The organism is Caenimonas aquaedulcis (assembly GCF_015831345.1).
In the GTDB taxonomy this organism is placed as follows: Bacteria; Pseudomonadota; Gammaproteobacteria; order Burkholderiales; family Burkholderiaceae_C; genus Ramlibacter; species Ramlibacter aquaedulcis.
Map to the genome: position 1 here is coordinate 353,446 of NZ_JADWYS010000001.1, position 14,890 is coordinate 368,335.

Sequence of the window (14,890 nt, forward strand, 5' to 3'; positions counted from 1 at the left end):
ACAATAGGGGGATGAGCGACATCGCCACCCCCGAAACCAAGACCCCCAAAGTCGGCTTCGTCAGCCTGGGCTGCCCCAAGGCCCTGACGGATTCCGAACTCATCCTCACGCAGCTCTCCGCCGAGGGCTACCAGACGTCCAAGACCTTCGAGGGCGCGGACCTCGTCATCGTCAACACCTGCGGGTTCATCGACGACGCGGTGCGCGAAAGCCTCGACACGATCGGAGAAGCGCTCGCCGAGAACGGCCGCGTCATCGTGACGGGCTGCCTCGGCGCCAAGGCCGGCGAAGGCGGGGGCAACCTCGTGAAGCAGATGCATCCTTCGGTGCTGGCCGTCACCGGCCCGCATGCGACACAGGAGGTGATGGATGCGGTGCACCTGAACCTGCCGAAGCCGCACGACCCGTTCATCGACCTCGTGCCCAATCCCGCCGCCGGATCGTTCGGCGTCGCCGGCATCAAGCTCACGCCGCGGCACTACGCGTACCTCAAGATCAGCGAAGGCTGCAACCACCGCTGCACCTTCTGCATCATCCCGTCGATGCGCGGGGACCTGGTGAGCCGGCCGATCGGCGACGTGCTCAAGGAAGCGAAGGCGCTCTTCGAGGGCGGCGTGAAGGAACTGCTGGTGATCAGCCAGGACACGTCCGCCTACGGCGTCGACGTGAAGTACCGCACCGGCTTCTACGACGGCAAGCCGATCAGGACGCGCATGCTGGAGCTCGTGCAGGCGCTCGGCGATATGGCCGAGCCCTACGGCGCCTGGGTGCGCTTGCATTACGTCTATCCGTACCCATCTGTGGACGAAGTGATCCCGCTGATGGCCACAGGAAAGGTTCTGCCTTACCTCGACGTGCCTTTCCAGCACAGCCACCCGGACGTCCTCAAACGCATGAAGCGGCCGGCCAGCGGCGAGCGCAACCTCGAGCGCATCCAGCAGTGGCGCGCAGCGTGCCCCGAGATCGTTATCCGCAGCACCTTCATCGCCGGCTTCCCCGGCGAGACCGAGGCCGAGTTCCAGCACCTGCTGGACTTCATGCGCGAAGCGCGGATCGATCGCGCGGGGTGCTTCGCCTACAGCCCGGTGACGGGCGCGGTGGCCAACGACATCCCGGGCATGCTGCCCACGGAAGTCCGCGAGGAACGCCGCGCGCGCTTCATGGCGGTCGCCGAGCAAGTGTCGGCCGCGAAGCTCAAGGAACGCATCGGCGCGACCATGCAGGTGCTGGTGGATTCAGCGCCGGCCCTCGGCCGCAAGGGCGGCGTGGGCCGCTCCTACGCGGATGCGCCGGAGATCGACGGGACGGTGAAACTGCTGCCGCCGGAGAAGATCAGCAAGCAGATGAAGGTGGGTGAATTCACCCGAGCGCGCATCGTCGCGACCGATGGGCATGACCTCGTGGGGCTGCCTGTCTGAAAGCGAAAGCGCAAACAAAAAGGCCGACCCATTTTGCAATGCGCCGGCTTTATGATGATGGTGCCCAGAAGAGGACTCGAACCTCCACGATGTTACTCGCTAGTACCTGAAACTAGTGCGTCTACCAATTCCGCCATCTGGGCTTTCAGGAAAGAAAAGGATTCTATATCAAAAATATCGAACACATCGGCCACGGGCTGCTCGATGAAATCGAGGGAGTGATCCAGGGCCATCGCGACGGCCACGGATACGTGGCACGCGACGACGGCGAGACCGACATCTACCTGCCGCCCAACGAAATGCGCGCGGTGCTGCACAAGGATCGCGTCAAGGCGCGCATCGTGCGCCACGACCGCAAGGGCCGGCCCGAGGGACGCGTCGTCGAGATCATCGAACGCCCGCCGCAACCGATCATCGGCCGCCTGCTGCACGAGAGCGGCGTGTGGCTCGTCGCACCCGAAGACAAGCGTTACGGGCAGGACGTGCTGATCCCCAAGGGCGCGACCGGCCTGGCCAAACCCGGGCAGGTCGTCGTCGTCGAACTGACGGAGCCGCCAAGCCTTTACGGCCAGCCCGTGGGGCGCGTGAAGGAAGTGCTCGGCGAGATCGACGACGCCGGCATGGAGATCGAGATCGCGGTGCGCAAGTACGGGGTGCCGCACGAGTTTTCCGATGCCTGCATCGGCCTCGCGCGCGCCTTGCCGGACAAGGTGCGACCGCAGGACAAGAAGCATCGCGTGGACCTCACCGATGTGCCGCTCGTCACCATCGATGGCGAGGACGCCCGCGACTTCGACGACGCCGTGTATTGCGAGCCGGCGAAGGTCGGCCGCGGCAAGGGCTGGCGACTGCTGGTGGCGATCGCCGACGTGAGCCAGTATGTGGAGACGGGCAGCGCGATCGACGTGGACGCGTACGACCGCGCGACCAGCGTGTACTTCCCGCGCCGCGTGATTCCGATGCTGCCGGAGAAGCTGTCGAACGGCCTGTGCTCGCTCAACCCCGAAGTCGAGCGCCTGTGCATGGTCGCGGACATGCTGATCACGGCCACCGGAGAGATCCAGGCCTACCAGTTCTATCCCGCGGTGATGTTCAGCCATGCGCGCTTCACGTATACGGAAGTCGCCGCGATCCTCGCGAATACGCGCGGCCCCGAAGCGGCGCGCCGCAAGGACCGCGTGACGGACCTCATCAACCTGCACGATGTGTATCGCGCATTGCTGAAAGCCCGTAACGCGCGTGGCGCGGTGGACTTCGAGACGACCGAGACGCAGATCATCTGCGACGAGAACGGCCGCATCGAGCGCATCGTGCCCCGCGTGCGCAACGACGCGCACCGGCTCATCGAGGAGGCCATGCTGGCCGCCAACGTGTGCTCGGCGGATTTCATCCAGCAGAGCAAGCACCCGGGCCTCTTCCGCGTGCACGAAGGCCCGACGCCCGAGAAGAAGGACCTGCTGCGCAACTACCTGAAGGCGCTCGGCGTGGGCCTGTCGATCAGCGAGGACCCGCTGCCCGCGGAGTTCCAGCGGATCGCCGAGGCCACGCGCGACCGGCCCGACGCGCAGCAGATTTCCACGATGCTGCTGCGCTCGATGTCGCAGGCGATCTACACGCCGATCAACAGCGGTCACTTCGGCCTCGCCTACGACGCGTACACGCACTTCACGAGCCCGATCCGACGCTATCCCGACCTGCTGGTGCATCGCGTGATCAAGGCCATCCTCGCGGGCGGCAAGTACGAACTGCCCGTGCTGCCCACCCCGGGCGAGGCGCACGAGAAGCTTGCGCGCCGCCTGGCCGCGCGCGTGAAGGCGCCCGGCAACCGCTTGAAAAAGCCCGCGCCGCCGCCGACGCGCGAAGTGCAGGCGTGGGAGGCCGCGGGCCTGCACTGCAGTGCCAATGAACGCCGCGCCGACGAGGCGAGCCGCGATGTCGAAGCCTGGCTCAAGTGCAAGTACATGCGCGAACACCTCGGAGAGGAATACAGCGGCATCGTGACGGCGGCGACGAGCTTCGGCATCTTCGTCACGCTCGACCAGATGTACGTCGAGGGCCTGGTGCACATCACCGAGCTCGGCGGCGAATACTTCAAGTTCGACGAAGCCCGGCAGGAGCTGCGCGGCGAGCGCACGGGCATCCGCTACGCGATCGGCACCCGGGTGCGGGTGCAGGTGAGCCGCGTGGACCTGGACGGCCGCAAGATCGACTTCCGGCTGGTGCGCGACGACGAGGAAGTCCTCGCGCGCGCCATGAAGGAGAAGGGCGTGGCGCCCGCACGCGGTGACGATGCGCCCAAGTCGGCCAAGCGCGGGCGCAAGGCGGCGGGGCCCAAGCCCGCCGTCGGCGCCCAGAAGGCCGCGAAGAAGCCCGCCACCAAGAGCAAGAGCCGCAGGCCGCGGCGCTGATACGAACAACACGAGGAGTCAACGCATGTCCACATCCACCCCCGGCGGCAAGGTCGCCATCGTGACCGGCGGCGGCAGCGGCGTCGGCAAGGCCGCGGCGCTCGCGCTGCTGGCCGACGGCTGGCGCGTCGCGGTCGCCGGGCGCCGCAAGGAACCGCTCGACGAGCTGGCGGCGGCGCATCCCGGCATGGCGCTCGCGGTGCCCACCGACGTCACGGACCCCGAGTCGGTCAAGGCGCTCTTCGATGCGACGGTGAAGGCCTGGGGCCGCGTCGACATGCTGTTCAACAATGCGGGCACCGGCGCGCCGGCGCAGCCGCTGGAAGACATGCCGCTGGAGCAGTGGAAGAAGGTCGTGGACACCAACCTGAACGGGATGTTCTATGGCATCCAGCAGGCTTTCCGCGTGATGAAGTCGCAGAAGCCGATGGGCGGGCGCATCATCAATAACGGCTCGATTTCCGCCCACGCACCACGCCCGCAGTCCATTGCGTATACAGCGACGAAGCACGCAGTGACGGGCCTCACCAAGACCGCGGCGCTCGACGGCCGCAAGTACGACATCGCGGTGGGGCAGATCGACATCGGCAATGCGCACACCGAGATGGCGGCGCGCATGGCCAAGGGCGTTCCGCAGGCCAACGGCGAGATCGCGATCGAGCCGCTGATGGACGTGAACATCGTGGGCCAGTCGGTCGTCTACATGGCGAACCTGCCGCTGGGGGCCAACGTGCTGTTCCACACGGTGATGGCCACGAAGATGCCTTTCGTGGGACGCGGCTAGCCGCCCGCCTGCCGGCGCGCGAGCGCGGATGCGGTCAGTGCTTCCGAGGCGGGCCAGTCGTCGGCCGCGAGCCCGTGCCGGAACACCGCGCCGCGTGCCGCATCGGCCGGCGCGTCGCCCAGCGCAAGCCGCGCGGCGATCATCCCGGCGAGCACATCCCCGGTCCCTGCCGTGGCCAGGCGTCCGTTGCCTGTGGGGTTGACGGACGGCAAGGTTCCCGGCGCGGCGACCACCGTGCCGGATCCCTTGAGCACCACGACCGATTCATAGCTTTCGCACAGTTCGCGCGCCCGGCGCAGGCGGTCCGACTGGATGTCGGCCGTCTTGCAGCCGAGCAGTCGCGCTGCTTCCAGCGGGTGCGGGGTCAGCACCGTCGGCTTGCCGCGCCGGCCGCGCGAGCGCAGCAGGTTCTGCAGGTGGGTGTCCGACGAGATGGCGTTCAGCGCGTCGGCGTCCAGCACCAGCGATCCCGAGGCGGCCAGCACCTTGGGGAGCACCGCGCGGACGGCGTCACCACCCCCGCAGCCGCAGGCGACGTGCATGGTGGAGATATCCAGCGTCTCCCAGGCCCGCAGCATCAGTTCGGGTTGCGAGGGGTCGACCGTGATCGCAGCCGGGTCGAGCAGCGCGGCGTACACGCGGCCGGCACCGGCGTGCAGCGCCGCGCTCGCCGCCAGGAGCGCGGCGCCGGCCATGCCCGGTGCGCCGCCGATGACAGCGACGTCCCCGTAGCTGCCTTTGTGCGATGCATGCGCACGCAGTGGCGCCCCGGGCGGGCCGGCGAGCCACGCCGTCGCCTGCGCTTCATCGATCGAAGCGCCGAGGTCGTGGACCCAGACTTCTGCGGATGCGTCGCGGCCCCCTGCGGTGAAAAGGCCCGGCTTCAACCCGAGCAGGCACAGCGTGTGGCTGGCGCGGACCGCCTGCCCGTGGCCGGTGTCGGCGTCGAGACCGGAGGGCACGTCCACCGCGAGCACGGGTGCGCCCGCCGTGTTCATCGCCTCCAGCCACTCCAGCATGACGCCGTCGAGCGGGCGGGAACTGCCGATGCCCAGCATCGCGTCGATCGCCAGGTCGTAGGTGGCCGGTGGCGCGGCAGCGAATTCGACGCCCGCGGCACGTGCGCTGCGCATGGAGGCCAAGGCATCGGGCGGCGCACGCGATTCGTCGCCCGCCCAGGTCACCACGGGCTGCTTGCCCCATTGCTTCAGGTGAACGGCGGCTTCCATGCCGTCGCCGCCGTTGTTGCCGGGTCCGCAGGCAATCCAGACCGAGCGCGCGTGGGGTGCCATCGCCAGCGCGAGGCGCGCCACCGCCAGGCCGGCGCGCTGCATGAGCATGTGAGGGGCAAGGCCCGCGGCGGCCGAGGTTTCCAGCGTGCGGACCGCGGCCGTGTCGAACAGCGGCCATCGGCGTTGGGGGGTGACGCGAAGCATGGCCTATTGTCCCCTCGTAGAGGCGCGCCGGCACTCAGGCGTGGAGACGCTCCACGCCCAGTCCCTCGACGTCGACTTCCGGGGCGCGGCCGCCCATCAGGTCGGCCACCGCGCGCGCACTGCCGCACGACAGTGCCCAGCCGCTCGAGCCATGGCCCAGGTTGATCCACACGCCCGGGATGCCGGTGGCACCAAGCATCGGCGGGCCGTCCGGCAGCATGGGCCGGGCGCCTTTCCATTCCTGGACCGCGGCCCCGGTGTTGGCGAGTTGCGCCGCGCCGGGAAACCAGTCGTGCAGCACCTTGTAGAGGGTCTGGATGGCGGCCGGGCGCTTGCGGTCCGGCGTGCCGCCGATCTCGGCGCTTCCGGCGACCCGCACCCGATTGCCCAGGCGGCTGATCGCGACCTTGTAACGTTCGTCCATCAAGGCGCTGCGCGGTGCGTTCAGCGGCTCGCGGATCGGCGCGCTGATGGAGTAGCCGTACACCGGCGCGAGCGGGACGTTCAGGCCCAGGGGCTGCAACAATGCGGCGGAATCCACGCCGCCGCAGATCACCACGGCGTCGAAGGCCCGCTGCACCGGCGCCTGCGCATCGAGGCTCCAGACCGCCAGCGACGTGGGGCGGGCCGCATCGAGCGCGCTCACCGCCGTGTTGAACTCGAACCGGACGCCGCGCGCCTGCGCTTCGGCCTTGAGCAGGAGGGCGAACTGGCGGCAGTTGCCGACGCCGTCCTGGGGCAGGTGGATGGCGCCCGCGAATTTCGTGTCCGGGTTGAGCGCGGGTTCGACCGCGCGTGCCTCGTCGGGGCCGATCTCGCGGAACGTCACGCCGGCTTCGCGCAGCACGGCCAGGCCCGGCTGCACCATCTGGCGATCCTTGTCGCCGCGCAGCAGCACCATGTAGCCCGTGCTGCGGTCGTACTCCAGCTGCAGGGCCTCCGTCAGCTCGTCCAGGCGCTTGCGGCTGTAGAACGCGAGGCGCTGCAGGCGCGCGCGGTTGGCCTGGTAGGCGGCGAGGTCGCAGGCGCGGTACCAGCGCCACATCCACTTCATGTCCGCCGCGCTCAGCGGGAAGCTCACGCGCACCGGCGCATGCTCGGACAGGAGGAATCGCGCGACCTTCGCGGGCATGCCGGGCGCCGCCCAGGGCGTGACGTAGCCGGGCGCGACGACGCCGGCGTTCGCGAAGCTGGTTTCCTCGGCCACCGAAGCGCGGCGTTCGAACACCGTGACTTCATGCCCGTCCGCGGCCAGTTCCCAGGCCGTGGTGACGCCGATGATCCCGGCGCCGATGACGGCGATTCTCATCCGCGCACTTCTCCCGCGGTGCGTCCGCTGCTCGCTTCGCTCATGTAGGTTCCGTGATGCTGGCCAGCGCGCTTTCCGCGCGCAAGGCGATGTTGAGGACCGTGTCGTCCCGCATCGCACTTTGCCAGATCATGAGGCCGCATGGGAGTTCCGGGGGCACATGGCATGGAATCGAGATGGCGCAACCGTCCAGCATGTTGACGACGCTCGTGTTGCGCAGCAGGAGGGTGTTGACGCGGAAGAACTCGTCGTCGCGTTCGGCTCCGGGCGCGACCTGCGCGATCGGGGGCGCCACCATCGGGATGGTCGGAGACAGGACGGCGTCGAATCCCCGCAGCGCCTTGTCGATGGAGGCGATCCACCCGGACCGTGCATGGATGAGTTCGATGTATTCGTACGCCTTCATGTTGGCGCCGCGGACGATGCGTGCGAGCACGCGCGGGTCGTAGCCGGCCGAGTGCTTCTCCAGCAGGTGGCGATGCCAGGCATAGCTCTCGGCGGCGGTGAAGCCGCCGGTGGACTGGATCGCGCCGAGGTTGCGGATCTCCCCCAATTCGATGTCCGTCACCTGCGCGCCGGCATCGCGCAAGGTCGCCACGGCCCGGTCGAAAGCGTGCGCGACCGTGGCGTCCAGCCCGTCGAGCATGGTCGTGCGCGCGACGGCCAGCCGATAGCCCGACAGCGGTGCGTGGCTGCGGGTGACGATGCGGCGCGCGAGGATTTCGTGGGCCAGGATGGCATCGCGCACCGAACGGGTCATCGCGCACACGGTGTCGAGCGTCGAGGACAGCGGCAGGGCGCCTTCGCGCGGAACCAGCTGGGCCGTGCTCTTGAACCCCACGATGCCGCACAGGGCCGCGGGGACCCGGATCGACCCGCCCGTGTCCGATCCGAGGCCGATGAACGCGGCGCCGTTGGCGACCGAGACCGCCGCGCCGGAGGAAGAGCCCCCGGGGATGCGCGGCGTGGCCGGGTCGGCGGGGTTGGCGGGGGTGCCGTAGTGCGGGTTGGTGCCGACCCCCGAGAAGGCGAACTCGGTCATGTGGGTCCGCCCCAGCACGACCCCGCCTGCCGACTTGAGCCGGGCGACGGCCGGGCTGTCCGCCACGGCGGGCGGCGCGTGCGCCAGCACGGCCGAGCCGGCGGCGGTGACTTCCCCCGACACGTCGAACAGGTCCTTCACCGAGATCGCAAGGCCTGCCAGGGGCATCCAGGGGGAGGAGCGCGACGCCGCAGCGCGGGCCGCGTCGACATCCGTGCGCATGAATACGTGCCTGCTGGCGGGCGCTTGCGCGATGGCGATGGAAGCGTCCATTTCGGCAGTGGCGTTCGTGGCGCCGTCGCGGAGGCGCTCCCGGGTGGCGAGGAGGTCTTGGCGCATGTGTGTAGTGGGAGGCCCGTGCTATAATCTTTGGGTTTTGCTGGGCCGTGGAATGCGAGTGCGCCACCGTGCTGTCAGCAAGGCAAATACGCGAATCCAGCCCACCAGGGTGCCAGTGCACAGCCCAGAGCCGTGCGCCGGTTTCGGGCCGGATTTTAGACCCAACCTTCAGGAACCATTCATGTCCGTCACCATGCGTCAGATGCTGGAAGCCGGTGTCCATTTCGGTCACCAAACGCGCTTCTGGAACCCCAAGATGGCCCCGTACATCTTCGGCCATCGCAACAAGATCCACATCATCAACCTGGAAAAGTCGCTTCCGATGTTCCAGGAAGCCAGCAAGTTCGTGAAGCAGCTGGCAGCCAACCGCGGCACCATCCTCATGGTCGGCACCAAGCGCCAGGCGCGCGAGACCGTCGCCATGGAAGCCAAGCGCGCGGGCGTGCCCTTCGTCGACCAGCGCTGGCTCGGCGGCATGCTGACCAACTTCAAGACCGTCAAGACGTCCATCAAGCGTCTGAAGGACATGAAGGCCCAGCAGGAAGCCGGCCTGGAGTCCATGAGCAAGAAAGAGCAGCTGATGTTCGCCCGCGAGATGGAAAAGCTCGAGAAGGACATCGGCGGCATCCAGGACATGGCCACGCTGCCCGACGCGATCTTCGTGATCGACGTCGGCTTCCACAAGATCGCCGTGTCCGAAGCCAAGAAGCTGGGCATCCCGCTGATCGGCGTGGTGGACTCCAACCACTCGCCCGAGGGAATCGACTACGTCATCCCGGGCAACGACGACTCCTCCAAGGCTGTGGTGCTGTATGCGCGCGGCATCGCCGACGCGATCCTGGAAGGCCGTGCCAACGCCGTGAACGACGTGGTCAAGGCCGTGTCCGAAGGCAGTGACGAATTCGTCGAAGTGGAAGAAGGCGCCGGCGCCTGACTCCCCGGTCCCTACGACCACGAAGGGGGCTCTTGAGCCCCCTTTTCCCATCCAAGCCCCGTGCGGGCGTCCAACGAGAAATTTGAAAGGCAAAAAATGGCTGCAATCACCGCGAGCATGGTCGCCGAACTGCGTGGCAAGACCGATGCGCCCATGATGGAATGCAAGAAGGCCCTCACCGAGGCCGAAGGCAACATGGAAAAGGCCGAGGAACTGCTGCGCGTCAAGCTCGGCAGCAAGGCCGGCAAGGCCGCCTCTCGCATCACCGCGGAAGGCGTCGTCACGTCCTTCATCGACGGCACCACCGGCGCGCTGCTCGAGACGAATTGCGAGACCGACTTCGTCACCAAGAACGACAGCTTCCTGGCCATGGCCAAGGCCGCGGCCGAACTGATCGCGAAGCACAACCCCGCCGACGTCGCCGCGCTCGGCGCACTGCCGTACAGCCAGGACAGCTTCGGCCCCACGCTCGAGGACGTCCGCAAGGGCCTCATCGGCAAGATCGGCGAGAACATGAGCTTCCGCCGCTTCAAGCGTTTTGCCGGCTCGAACAAGCTCGCCGCGTACCTGCACGGCACGCGCATCGGCGTGGTCGTCGAATACGAGGGTGACGACACCGCCGCCAAGGACGTTGCCATGCACGTGGCCGCCATGAAGCCCGTCGCGCTCACGAGCAACGACGTGCCCGCCGAGCTGATCGAGAAGGAGCGCGCCGTTGCCGTGGGCAAGGCCGAGGAAGACCGCAAGGCCGCCGAGGCTGCCGGCAAGCCCGCGCAGTCCCCGGAAATCGTCGCGAAGCGCGTCGAGGGCGGTGTGCAGAAGTACCTCAAGGAGGTGTCGCTCTTCAACCAGCCCTTCGTGAAGAACGACAAGCAGACGGTCGAGCAGATGCTCAAGGCCGCCGGCGCCAGCGTCAAGGGCTTCACGCTCTACGTCGTCGGCGAAGGCATCGAGAAGAAGGTCGACGACTTCGCAGCCGAAGTCGCGGCGCAGGTCGCCGCCGCCAAGGGCGGAGCCTGAATCCCGCGAACCGCCGCCCGCAACGCACCAAGGCCGCTACACTCATCCCGTCCAGAACAAGGAGCCTTTACATGTCCGAAGCCCAGCCGGCGCACAAGCGAATCTTGTTGAAGCTGTCGGGCGAGGCGCTGATGGGCGACGACCAGTTCGGCATCAACCGCGCGACCATCGTGCGCATGGTCGAGGAGGTCGCCGAGGTGGTGAACATGGGCGTGGAAGTCGCCATCGTGATCGGTGGCGGCAACATCTTCCGCGGTGTGGCCGGTGGCTCGGTCGGAATGGACCGCGCCACCGCCGACTACATGGGCATGCTGGCGACGGTCATGAACGCCCTGGCACTCGCCGACGCGATGAACAAGCAGGGCCTGATTGCACGGGTCATGTCCGCCATCGCCATCGAACAGGTGGTGGAGCCGTACGTGCGCCCCAAGGCGCTGCAGTACCTCGAAGAAGGCAAGGTCGTGATCTTCGCGGCCGGCACCGGCAACCCGTTTTTCACGACCGACACCGCGGCGGCGCTTCGCGGAGCCGAGATCGGCGCCGAGCTCGTGCTCAAGGCGACGAAGGTCGATGGCGTCTATTCGGCGGACCCCAAGAAGGATCCGCACGCCACCCGTTACACGAAGATCAGCTTCGACGACGCGATGGCGCAGAATCTCGGCATCATGGACGCCACCGCTTTCGCGCTCTGCCGCGACCAGAAGCTGCCGATCAAGGTGTTCTCCATCTTCAAGCACGGCGCCCTTCGGCGCGTGGTGATGGGGGAGGACGAAGGCACGCTCGTCTACGCCTGAGGAGACCGAAGAAATGACGACGACGATTCCAGACATCAAGAAAACCATGGAAGGCAAGATGGACCAGTCCATCGCCGCGTTCCGCACCAGCCTGTCCAAGATCCGCACCGGCCGCGCGAGCCCCGGCATCCTCGACACCGTGCACGTGGACTATTACGGCTCGATGATGCCGATCAGCCAGGTGGCGAACGTCTCGCTGCTGGATGCCCGTACGATCAGCGTCCAGCCCTGGGAAAAGGGGATGGCCGCCAAGATCGAGAAGGCGATTCGCGAGAGCGACCTGGGCCTGAACCCCGCCTCCATGGGCGACCTCATCCGCGTGCCCGTGCCGCCGATGAGCGAGGAGCGCCGCAAGGAGATGACCAAGGTCGTGCGCCATGAAGGCGAGGCCGCGAAGATCGCGGTGCGCAACCTGCGCCGCGACGCGAACGACCACGTGAAGAAGCTGGTGAAGGACAAGCTCGCGTCCGAGGACGACCAGAAGCGCTCCGAGGCGGAGATCCAGAAGATCACCGACCGCCACATCGCCGAGATCGACCAGCTGGTCGCCGGCAAGGAGCAGGAGATCATGGCCGTCTGAGCCGGATCACCGCCGAACATCCATGACGCAGCCGCGGATCCCCCACCACGTTGCCATCGTCATGGACGGCAACGGCCGCTGGGCGACGCGGCGCTACCTGCCGAGGGTGGCCGGCCACAAGAAGGGCATGGACACCTTGCGTGCATGCCTGCGCCATTGCGGCGAACGCGGCATCAAGGTGCTCACCGTCTTCGCGTTTTCCTCGGAGAACTGGAGCCGCCCCGCCGACGAGGTGTCGGGCCTGATGGAGTTGCTCGCCGTGGCGCTGGCGCGGGAGATCCCCCAGCTTCGCGGCGAAGGCGTGCGGGTGCAGTTCGTGGGTGACCGTGCGCCGCTCTCCGAAAAGGTCCGTGCCGGCCTGGCGCAGGCGGAGGCCGACACCGCTTCCAATAACCGCCTCGTGTTCAACGTCTGTTTCAACTACGGCGGCCGGTGGGACATCGCCCAGGCTGCGGCGAAGCTCGCCGAACGGGGCGAGCCCATTACCGAGAAGTCGCTGGGTGCCGCGCTGGCGCTTGCCCATGTGCCCGATCCGGACCTCATCATCCGCACCGGGGGCGAGGAGCGGCTGAGCAACTTCCTGCTGTGGCAGGCCGCCTACGCCGAACTCTTTTTCAGCGAGCGGCTCTGGCCCGAATTCGATGCCGCCGCGCTGGACGAGGCGCTCGCGGCCTATGCCTCGCGCGAGCGGCGCTACGGGATGACATCCGAGCAGGTTGCCGCGCCCGCCACCCCGGCCGACCGCAAGGCGGCTTAAGTACCCCACCCATGCTCAAGCAGCGCGTCATCACCGCCATCGTCATGCTGGCGATCCTCCTGCCGGCCCTGTTCTGGTCGACGCCGCTTCCATTCACCGTGATCTCTCTCGTCCTCATCGCCGCGGGAGCGTGGGAGTGGGGGCGCCTCAACGGGGCGGGGAAGGGCGGCTCGATCGGCATCGCTGCCGCGTGCCTCGTGCTCTGCGCCGCGGCGTGGTACGCCGGCTGGCTGGACCGCTCGCTGCTGGTCCTGTGGTGCATTGCCGGCGGGTTCTGGGTGCTGGCAGGTGCCTGGCTGATCCGGGCGGGAGTGGCGGGCTGGCCGAAGATTCCACGCGTGCTCCGGCTGGTCGGCGGCGTGCTGGTGCTGTGGGTCGCGTGGCTTGCGGTATCGCAGGCCCGCATGATCGGGATCAACTTCCTGTTGTCGCTGCTCGTGCTCGTGTGGGTCGCGGATATCTTCGCGTACTTCGCGGGCCGCACTTTCGGTTTGAAATTCACGAAGCGCAAGCTCGCACCGGCCATCAGCCCCGGCAAAAGCTGGGAAGGCGTATGGGGCGGCATGTTGGGCGTGATCGTGCTCGCCGTGGTCTGGACGCTCGCGGACAGGCACTTCAACGCGTCCGTGCCCAGCCTCTACTCGCGCCTGGCTGCACAAGGTTGGTGGTTGCTGGTGGTGGCTTCCGTTTTCATGGCGGCGATGAGCGTCGTGGGCGATCTTTCGGAGTCGCTGGTCAAGCGCAGTGCCGGCGCCAAGGATTCGAGCAACCTCCTGCCCGGGCACGGCGGGGTGCTCGACCGTGTCGATGCGCTGCTTCCCACGCTGCCGCTGGCCATGATGCTCGCGGGCCTGGCGGCGCGATGACGCTTCGCATCGCGGTGCTGGGCTCCACCGGGTCGGTGGGTGCCAATACGCTCGATGTCATCGGGCGCCATCCGGACCGCTTCCGGGTGTTCGCGCTCAGTGCTTCGAGCCAGGTCGACCTGATGCTGCAGCAGTGCGCGCGCTTCAAGCCGAGATTCGCGGTGATGGCGCGGGAGGATGCCGGCCGCGAACTGGCGGGCCGCATCGAGTCCGAAGGCCTCTCGACGAAAGTCCTCACGGGTGCTCCGGCACTGGACGAAGTCGCCTCGCACGAAGACGTGGACGCGGTGATGGCGTCCATCGTCGGCGCCGCCGGGCTGTCGTCGTGCATGGCCGCGGCACGCGCCGGCAAGCGCCTGCTGCTGGCCAACAAGGAAGCGCTCGTCGTGGGCGGCGAACTCTTCATCGAGGCGGTGAAGGAGGGCGGCGCCACGCTCCTGCCGATCGACAGCGAACACTCCGCCATCTTCCAGTCGCTGCCCGAGGACCCGTCGACGTGGGATACGCGCGTCGAGAAGATCATCCTCACGGCATCCGGCGGCCCGTTCCGCACCCGTGATCCGAAGTCGCTGCGCGACGTCACGCCCGAGCAAGCCTGTGCGCATCCCAACTGGGTGATGGGCCGCAAGATTTCGGTCGACTCCGCGACGATGATGAACAAGGCGCTCGAAGTCATCGAGGCGCGCTTCCTGTTCGGGCTGCGGCCCGAGCGGCTGGAAGTCGTGATCCATCCGCAGAGCGTCATCCATTCGATGGTGCAGTACCGCGACACGTCCGTCGTGGCCCAGTTGGGCACGCCCGACATGCGCGTGCCCATCGCCTACGGGCTCGCATGGCCCGAGCGCGTCGCATCGGGCGCGCAGGCCCTCGATTTCCGCAGCCTCGCGGACATGAGTTTCGAAGACCTGGACACGCGTGGCCACGCCGAGCGCTTCCCGGGGCTCGCGCTGGCCTGGCAGACCTTGCGTGCCCCTTCGGGGACGACGGCGGTGCTCAACGCCGCGAACGAGGTGGCCGTGGCCGCTTTCCTGGAGCGCCGCATCCGCTTCGACCAGATCCATGCGCTCAACCTTGCAACTTTGGACGCCGTGACCATCTCCAAGCCACGGTCGCTGGAAGACCTGCTGGACCTGGATGCGTCGGCGCGCGATGCCGCCGGGCAGCTCATCGGACGGCTGGCGGCCTGAACCTGGAGCCTTGTCA

General features: G+C 67.8%; 13 protein-coding genes and 1 tRNA gene. 10 read left to right on the forward strand and 4 right to left on the reverse strand.

Annotated features, from left to right (window positions below):
• Positions 1-11: 11 nt before the first annotated feature.
• Positions 12-1,418, forward strand: coding sequence for a 30S ribosomal protein S12 methylthiotransferase RimO (gene rimO / locus I5803_RS01595; RefSeq protein ID WP_196984675.1), 1,407 nt, complete (start codon positions 12-14; stop codon positions 1,416-1,418).
• Positions 1,419-1,476: 58 nt separating this feature from the next.
• On the opposite strand, the gene I5803_RS01600 is transcribed toward rimO, so the two are convergent.
• A tRNA-Leu gene (locus tag I5803_RS01600) sits at positions 1,477-1,561 on the reverse strand.
• Positions 1,562-1,603: 42 nt separating this feature from the next.
• Between I5803_RS01600 and rnr the strand changes: the two genes are divergently transcribed.
• A complete protein-coding gene (gene rnr / locus I5803_RS01605; protein ID WP_435520870.1) occupies positions 1,604-3,826 on the forward strand; it encodes a ribonuclease R in 2,223 nt (740 codons plus the stop codon).
• 25 nt (positions 3,827-3,851) lie between these two features.
• On the forward strand, positions 3,852-4,610 hold the full coding sequence (locus tag I5803_RS01610; RefSeq protein WP_196984676.1) for an SDR family oxidoreductase: 759 nt from the start codon (positions 3,852-3,854) through the stop codon (positions 4,608-4,610).
• On the opposite strand, the gene I5803_RS01615 is transcribed toward I5803_RS01610, so the two are convergent.
• Genes I5803_RS01615 through I5803_RS01625 form a run of 3 tightly spaced genes read right to left on the reverse strand, consistent with a single transcriptional unit; the run spans position 4,607 to position 8,736 of the window.
• Entirely contained in the window at positions 4,607-6,046 is a 1,440-nt protein-coding gene (locus tag I5803_RS01615; RefSeq protein WP_196984677.1) for an NAD(P)H-hydrate dehydratase, read from the reverse strand. The genes I5803_RS01610 and I5803_RS01615 overlap by 4 nt on opposite strands.
• Positions 6,047-6,080: 34 nt before the next feature.
• Entirely contained in the window at positions 6,081-7,355 is a 1,275-nt protein-coding gene (locus tag I5803_RS01620) for a D-amino acid dehydrogenase (RefSeq protein ID WP_196984678.1), read from the reverse strand.
• A gap of 40 nt (positions 7,356-7,395) precedes the next feature.
• A complete protein-coding gene (locus tag I5803_RS01625; RefSeq protein ID WP_196984679.1) occupies positions 7,396-8,736 on the reverse strand; it encodes an amidase in 1,341 nt (446 codons plus the stop codon).
• 181 nt (positions 8,737-8,917) lie between these two features.
• On the opposite strand from I5803_RS01625, the gene rpsB reads away from it, so the two are divergent.
• The 7 genes from rpsB to ispC all read left to right on the forward strand — a co-directional run bounded on the left by rpsB (position 8,918) and on the right by ispC (position 14,874).
• Positions 8,918-9,670 carry a 30S ribosomal protein S2 gene (gene rpsB, locus I5803_RS01630; protein ID WP_196984680.1) on the forward strand — a complete coding sequence of 251 codons (753 nt, stop codon included), beginning with the start codon at positions 8,918-8,920 and terminating at the stop codon, positions 9,668-9,670.
• 96 nt (positions 9,671-9,766) lie between these two features.
• Positions 9,767-10,690: a translation elongation factor Ts gene (tsf, locus tag I5803_RS01635; RefSeq protein ID WP_196984681.1), complete on the forward strand. Its 924-nt coding sequence runs from the start codon at positions 9,767-9,769 to the stop codon at positions 10,688-10,690.
• 71 nt (positions 10,691-10,761) lie between these two features.
• Complete coding sequence (gene pyrH, locus I5803_RS01640; protein WP_196984682.1) at positions 10,762-11,484, forward strand: UMP kinase; 723 nt, start codon at positions 10,762-10,764, stop codon at positions 11,482-11,484.
• A gap of 13 nt (positions 11,485-11,497) precedes the next feature.
• Positions 11,498-12,064, forward strand: coding sequence for a ribosome recycling factor (gene frr, locus I5803_RS01645; protein WP_196984683.1), 567 nt, complete (start codon positions 11,498-11,500; stop codon positions 12,062-12,064).
• A gap of 22 nt (positions 12,065-12,086) precedes the next feature.
• The gene (uppS, locus tag I5803_RS01650) at positions 12,087-12,821 is read left to right on the forward strand and encodes a polyprenyl diphosphate synthase (RefSeq protein ID WP_196984684.1); all 735 of its coding nucleotides are present in this window, start codon (positions 12,087-12,089) and stop codon (positions 12,819-12,821) included.
• A gap of 11 nt (positions 12,822-12,832) precedes the next feature.
• Positions 12,833-13,687 carry a phosphatidate cytidylyltransferase gene (locus I5803_RS01655; RefSeq protein WP_196984685.1) on the forward strand — a complete coding sequence of 285 codons (855 nt, stop codon included), beginning with the start codon at positions 12,833-12,835 and terminating at the stop codon, positions 13,685-13,687.
• Positions 13,684-14,874 carry a 1-deoxy-D-xylulose-5-phosphate reductoisomerase gene (ispC, locus tag I5803_RS01660; RefSeq protein ID WP_196984686.1) on the forward strand — a complete coding sequence of 397 codons (1,191 nt, stop codon included), beginning with the start codon at positions 13,684-13,686 and terminating at the stop codon, positions 14,872-14,874. Before I5803_RS01655 ends, ispC begins: the two co-directional genes overlap by 4 nt.
• The last annotated feature ends 16 nt before the right edge of the window (positions 14,875-14,890 follow it).

What these genes read in the sequence shown, in the direction of transcription:
- rimO (WP_196984675.1), top strand. Translation starts at nt 12, where the DNA reads ATGAGCGACATCGCCACCCCCGAAACCAAGACCCCCAAAGTCGGCTTC.
- I5803_RS01610 (WP_196984676.1), top strand. Translation starts at nt 3,852, where the DNA reads ATGTCCACATCCACCCCCGGCGGCAAGGTCGCCATCGTGACCGGCGGC.
- I5803_RS01615 (WP_196984677.1), bottom strand. Translation starts at nt 6,046, where the DNA reads ATGCTTCGCGTCACCCCCCAACGCCGATGGCCGCTGTTCGACACGGCC.
- I5803_RS01620 (WP_196984678.1), bottom strand. Translation starts at nt 7,355, where the DNA reads ATGAGAATCGCCGTCATCGGCGCCGGGATCATCGGCGTCACCACGGCC.
- I5803_RS01625 (WP_196984679.1), bottom strand. Translation starts at nt 8,736, where the DNA reads ATGCGCCAAGACCTCCTCGCCACCCGGGAGCGCCTCCGCGACGGCGCC.
- rpsB (WP_196984680.1), top strand. Translation starts at nt 8,918, where the DNA reads ATGTCCGTCACCATGCGTCAGATGCTGGAAGCCGGTGTCCATTTCGGT.
- tsf (WP_196984681.1), top strand. Translation starts at nt 9,767, where the DNA reads ATGGCTGCAATCACCGCGAGCATGGTCGCCGAACTGCGTGGCAAGACC.
- pyrH (WP_196984682.1), top strand. Translation starts at nt 10,762, where the DNA reads ATGTCCGAAGCCCAGCCGGCGCACAAGCGAATCTTGTTGAAGCTGTCG.
- frr (WP_196984683.1), top strand. Translation starts at nt 11,498, where the DNA reads ATGACGACGACGATTCCAGACATCAAGAAAACCATGGAAGGCAAGATG.
- uppS (WP_196984684.1), top strand. Translation starts at nt 12,087, where the DNA reads ATGACGCAGCCGCGGATCCCCCACCACGTTGCCATCGTCATGGACGGC.
- I5803_RS01655 (WP_196984685.1), top strand. Translation starts at nt 12,833, where the DNA reads ATGCTCAAGCAGCGCGTCATCACCGCCATCGTCATGCTGGCGATCCTC.
- ispC (WP_196984686.1), top strand. Translation starts at nt 13,684, where the DNA reads ATGACGCTTCGCATCGCGGTGCTGGGCTCCACCGGGTCGGTGGGTGCC.